Source organism: Hymenobacter sp. (assembly GCF_036388155.1).
Classification (GTDB): Bacteria; Bacteroidota; Bacteroidia; order Cytophagales; family Hymenobacteraceae; genus Hymenobacter.
On the sequence record NZ_DASVSI010000156.1, the window covers coordinates 1 to 4,210 of the forward strand.

At 61.8% G+C, this 4,210-nt stretch carries 4 protein-coding genes; 1 reads left to right on the forward strand and 3 read right to left on the reverse strand.

What is annotated here, in order from left to right:
* The coding region (locus VF629_RS22465) for a hypothetical protein (protein WP_331060750.1) at positions 1-634 on the forward strand (634 nt) is incomplete at its 5' end.
* 203 nt (positions 635-837) lie between these two features.
* Here VF629_RS22465 and VF629_RS22470 read toward each other — a convergent pair.
* The 3 genes from VF629_RS22470 to VF629_RS22480 form a co-directional block, all read right to left on the reverse strand.
* The gene (locus VF629_RS22470; RefSeq protein WP_331060751.1) at positions 838-1,146 is read right to left on the reverse strand and encodes a hypothetical protein; all 309 of its coding nucleotides are present in this window, start codon (positions 1,144-1,146) and stop codon (positions 838-840) included.
* A gap of 213 nt (positions 1,147-1,359) precedes the next feature.
* On the reverse strand, positions 1,360-2,727 hold the full coding sequence (locus tag VF629_RS22475; RefSeq protein WP_331060752.1) for a sensor histidine kinase: 1,368 nt from the start codon (positions 2,725-2,727) through the stop codon (positions 1,360-1,362).
* Entirely contained in the window at positions 2,717-4,096 is a 1,380-nt protein-coding gene (locus tag VF629_RS22480; RefSeq protein ID WP_331060753.1) for a sigma-54 dependent transcriptional regulator, read from the reverse strand. The genes VF629_RS22475 and VF629_RS22480 overlap by 11 nt, the downstream gene beginning before the upstream one ends.
* Positions 4,097-4,210 lie beyond the last annotated feature (114 nt).

Consider the following 4,210-nt stretch of genomic DNA (forward strand, 5'->3'; position numbering starts at 1 on the left):
AACCCCCGCCCGCAAGCCCGCCCCCGCCCGCCCCGCGCCAAAACCGGCCCCCAAAGCCACGCCGGCCTCCGCGCCTTCGGCCGAGCCGGAAGTTCCCACGCTGCAAGAGGCCCTTGGCATCAACGTGGGCATGGTGGAGCGGCCCCTGGTGGTAAACCTGGGCCTGGGCGTGGGCAATGATTTTGGCTACGGATTTGGCCAGGACCTGGAGTCCACGCCCGCGCTGACGCTGTCGGTCGACAAAACCATTATTGAGGGCGTTGGGCCGGGCGCCATCAGCGTAGGCGGGCTGGTGGGCTACCAAAATTTCCGCTACAACTACCCCGGCACCGACTTCAAAGCCACCTGGAACCACATTGTGGTGCTGGCGCGCGGGGCGTACCACTACAATTTCACCGAAGACCCCCGGCTCGATACGTACGGCGGCGTAAGCCTGGGCTTGCGGGCGGTGACCTACAAAAACACCTTCCTTGACAGCACACCCGCCGACGAACCCGACGATTACGGCGGCCTCTCAGTAGCGCCGGGCATCTTCGTGGGCGGCCGCTATTTCCTCACCGACCACCTCGGCGCCTTTGCCGAGCTGGGCTACGACATGAGCTACCTCAAATTTGGGTTGACAGCTCGATTCTAAACAAGTAGCCGGTATCGCGAGCAGCAAGTCACGAGTCGGCCAAAAGCGACTGCGCCCTTTGCCGAGCTCACCTCCCCCGGTTGCTCGGCCTGCTCGGTTGCCTGGCCATTTTACCCTTGCTCTGCCAGCACCTCACCTCAACAAAAAGCCCGGCCGCAATTGCTTGCAGCCGGGCTTTTTTTAGCTATAACGAAGGCGAAAGGTTAGTCTTTCGGCTTGATTTTCGTTTTGTTGCGCTTGTCTTTCACCTTGGCATCCGTCGTTACCGTTTGGGTGGCGGGGGCCGGAGTTACCACCGTCGTGGTTGAGGCGGGCTCTACCGTGGTCGTGGTCGACTCGGTGGTGGTGCTAGTGGCTGGGGTGGCGGTAGCAGGCGCGGCCGGAGTAGCCGGAGTGGCAGGCGTAGCTGGCGTTACCGTGGTCTGCTTGGTCGTGGTGGTGCTGGTTTGAGCACTGGCCGAGTAGGCACCTGCGCCAATCAAAACGGCAAGTAGAACGAGTTGCTTTTTCATAGAAACTAAAAGAAAAAGGTGAGCATTGAGTCGACGCAAAGAAAACGCGACCGTTGAGTTGCCTTTGACGGAGTCGCTGAAAAAGAGTTGTAAAATGCCGCCTTATTGTTCAGACATTTTTTGGTCCTGGCACTTGCCGGAGTCTTTGGCGGAGTTTCGCTTCCTAAGTAGTGGGCACGGAATTTCCTTTCACCGGGCGACGCTGGTCCGTCTTTAGTGCGCTTCTTCCGCTGGAAACTCCAATTGAAACACCGTGCCAGCGCCCACCGTCGACTGCACGTTAATGCTGCCGCGGTGCAGGTGCATTATCTGCTTGGCCAGACTTAGGCCAATGCCCGTGCCGCCCTTGCGGGTGGTGAAAAAGGGAATGAAGATGCTGTCCAGCAGCTCGGGCGGAATGCCCATGCCATTGTCGGCCAGGTCGATAACCACCCGGCCAGATTCGAGCCGGTGGGCGCGCAGCCGCAGCCGGGGCCGCGGGGTGGTGGCCACCGCGAAGGCCGCGTTGAGCACCAAGTTGATGAGCACTTGCTCCATGAGGCGCGAGTCGACTTGCAGGCAGAGGTCGGCGGGCTCAACCGAATTTTCCAATTCAATGCCGGCCTCGGCCAACTGCGCGCTCATCAGCCCCCGGATGCTGGCGAACATCTCCTGCACGTACACCGTGGTGAGCAGCGGCGTGCCAATGGTGCTGAAGTCGCGGTACACCTGCGCAAACCGCAGCAGGCCCTCGCTGCGGTGCTGAATGATGCCAATGCCCTCCACTACGTCGTCGAGCAGGTCGCGCTCGGGCTGCGCCAGCGCGGCCTGTTCCACCTCACGCCGCAAGTCGCGGCGCAGCGAGTCGGCCAGCGAGGCAATGGGCGCCACCGAATTCATGATTTCGTGCGTCATCACGCGCAGCAGCTTTTGCCAGGCCTCGGTTTCGGTTTCATCCAGGGTGTGGCTCACGTTTTTGAAGGCCACCAGCGTGAACTCGCGCCCCTGCAGCCGGAACTGCGTGGCCGACAGCAAGAGCTGCATGGTCTGGCCGCCCACGGTGAGCTTGACCACCGTCGACACGCCGGGCTGCAACTCCCCAATGGCGTCGTGCAGCACCGGGTAGCGCTTTTGCAGCGTGGCCATGCTCTTCAGGTAAGGCAGTTCCAGGGTCCGCTTAAACGACTCGTTGATGGACTCCACCTTGCCGGTCTCGTCGTAGGAAATAATGCCCGTATCGATGAGTTCCAGCACCGTTTGCAGGTAGGTAAACTGGGCCTCGCGCTCGGCGCTAAGCTGCCGGAACGTGGCACTGAGCTGGTTGAACACGGCGTGCAGGGGCCGCAGCGACCGGTCGGGGTGCGCCTCGTTGTAGTGCTGCGAAAAGTCGCGGTACTTCACGGCCAGCAGGAAATTGGCCAGCGCCTGCGTGCCGCGCGTGATGTGCCGGCCCAGCTCCCACACCGCGCCGGCAATGAACAATACCGTCAGCACCAGCAGGCCGAATTTACCGTGCTCCAGGGCGCGTTCAGCAGCGTACAGCAAGCCCAGCAGCAACAGCAGCCGCAGCACTATTCCAACTTCCAGGCGCTTAGAGGTCATGCTTCTCGAGCCGCCGGTACAGCGCCGTGCGGGTGAGGCCCAGTTCCTTGGCGGCTTTGGTGATGTTACCGTTGTGCCGCTCAATCACGCGCAAGATGGTGCTTCTCTCCACAGCGCTGAGCTGCAGCGGGCCTTCAGGTTCCGCTGCTGTCGCTACGGCCGCGCCCACCGTTTCCATGGCTGAGAAATGAAAATCCTGCGGGCGCAGCACGTCGCCTTCGGCCAGAATGATGGCGCGCTCCACGGCGTGCTGCAGCTCACGCACGTTGCCGGGCCAGGGGTGCTCGCGCAGCTTCTGCAGCGTGGCCGGGTGGAAGGCGGGCGTGGCCTTGCGGTTGCGGGCGGCATACACACCGGCAAAGTGCTGGGCTAGCAGCAGCACGTCGTCGCCGCGGGCCCGCAGGGGCGGCAGCGTGATTTCGACAGTGTTGAGGCGGTAAATGAGGTCTTTTCGGAACTGCTGCTGGGCGGCTAGTTCGTAGAGCGGAGCGTTGGTGGCTGACACCAGCCGGATGTCGACCGGTACCGGCGTGTTGCTGCCCACCGGAATCACCTGGCGGTTTTGCAGGGCCGTGAGCAGCTTGGCTTGCTGGGCCAGCGAAATGTTGCCGATTTCATCCAGAAAAAGGGTGCCCCCAGAAGCCGCGGCAAACCGGCCCTGCCGGTCCTCGCGGGCATCGGTGAAGGCGCCCTTTTTATGCCCAAATAGCTCGCTCTCAAAAATACCCTCGCTCATGGCCGCCAGGTCGGCCGTGACGAAGGGCTTATTCACCCGAAAAGACTTTTGGTGCAGGGCTTTGGCCACCAGTTCTTTGCCGGTGCCGTTTTCGCCAAGCAGCAATACGTTGGCTTCGGTGGGAGCTACTTTCTCGATTTTGTGAAACACCTCCTGCATGGCCTCTGACTCCCCGAGCAGCTCAAATTCGGCGAAGGAGGTGGGGCGGCGCGGGGCGGCGGGTGCAGCGGTTGCCTTGCCGGCTTCTTTGGGCGCCAGGGCCGCGGCCAGGGTTTCCAGCAATTGGGCGTTGTGCCAGGGCTTCACGATGAAGTCAGTGGCACCGGCTTTCAGCGACCGCACGGCCGTGCTGACTTCGCCGTGGGCGGTAATCATGATAACGGTGGCGGTGGGGTCCTTTTCGCGGATGCGCCCGAGCCAATACAGGCCCTCGTTGCCACTGCCGAGGGTGCTTTTGTAGTTCATGTCCAGGAAAATCACGTCGAAGCGCTGCTTGCTCAGCAGGGAAAGCAGCAGCTCGGGGTTCTTTTCGGTCACCACTTCCTGCACTTCGGGCTTGAGCAGCATGCGCATGGCAAAGAGGACGTCCGTGTCGTCATCGACCACCAAAATGCGCGCTTTTTTCAGAATCATGAACTTGGTAAAACTAATCAAACGGCGGGCGAATGCCCCGTATCCGGCGCGCGGCGCGGACAGTAGCGCGAACTTTGTAGTTCGCGTCCCGAACGATACCCAAACGGCGCGGGG

Excerpts from the sequence above, each read along its gene's own strand:
- VF629_RS22475 (WP_331060752.1), bottom strand. The coding sequence starts at position 2,727 with ATGACCTCTAAGCGCCTGGAAGTTGGAATAGTGCTGCGGCTGCTGTTG.
- VF629_RS22480 (WP_331060753.1), bottom strand. The coding sequence starts at position 4,096 with ATGATTCTGAAAAAAGCGCGCATTTTGGTGGTCGATGACGACACGGAC.
- VF629_RS22470 (WP_331060751.1), bottom strand. The coding sequence starts at position 1,146 with ATGAAAAAGCAACTCGTTCTACTTGCCGTTTTGATTGGCGCAGGTGCC.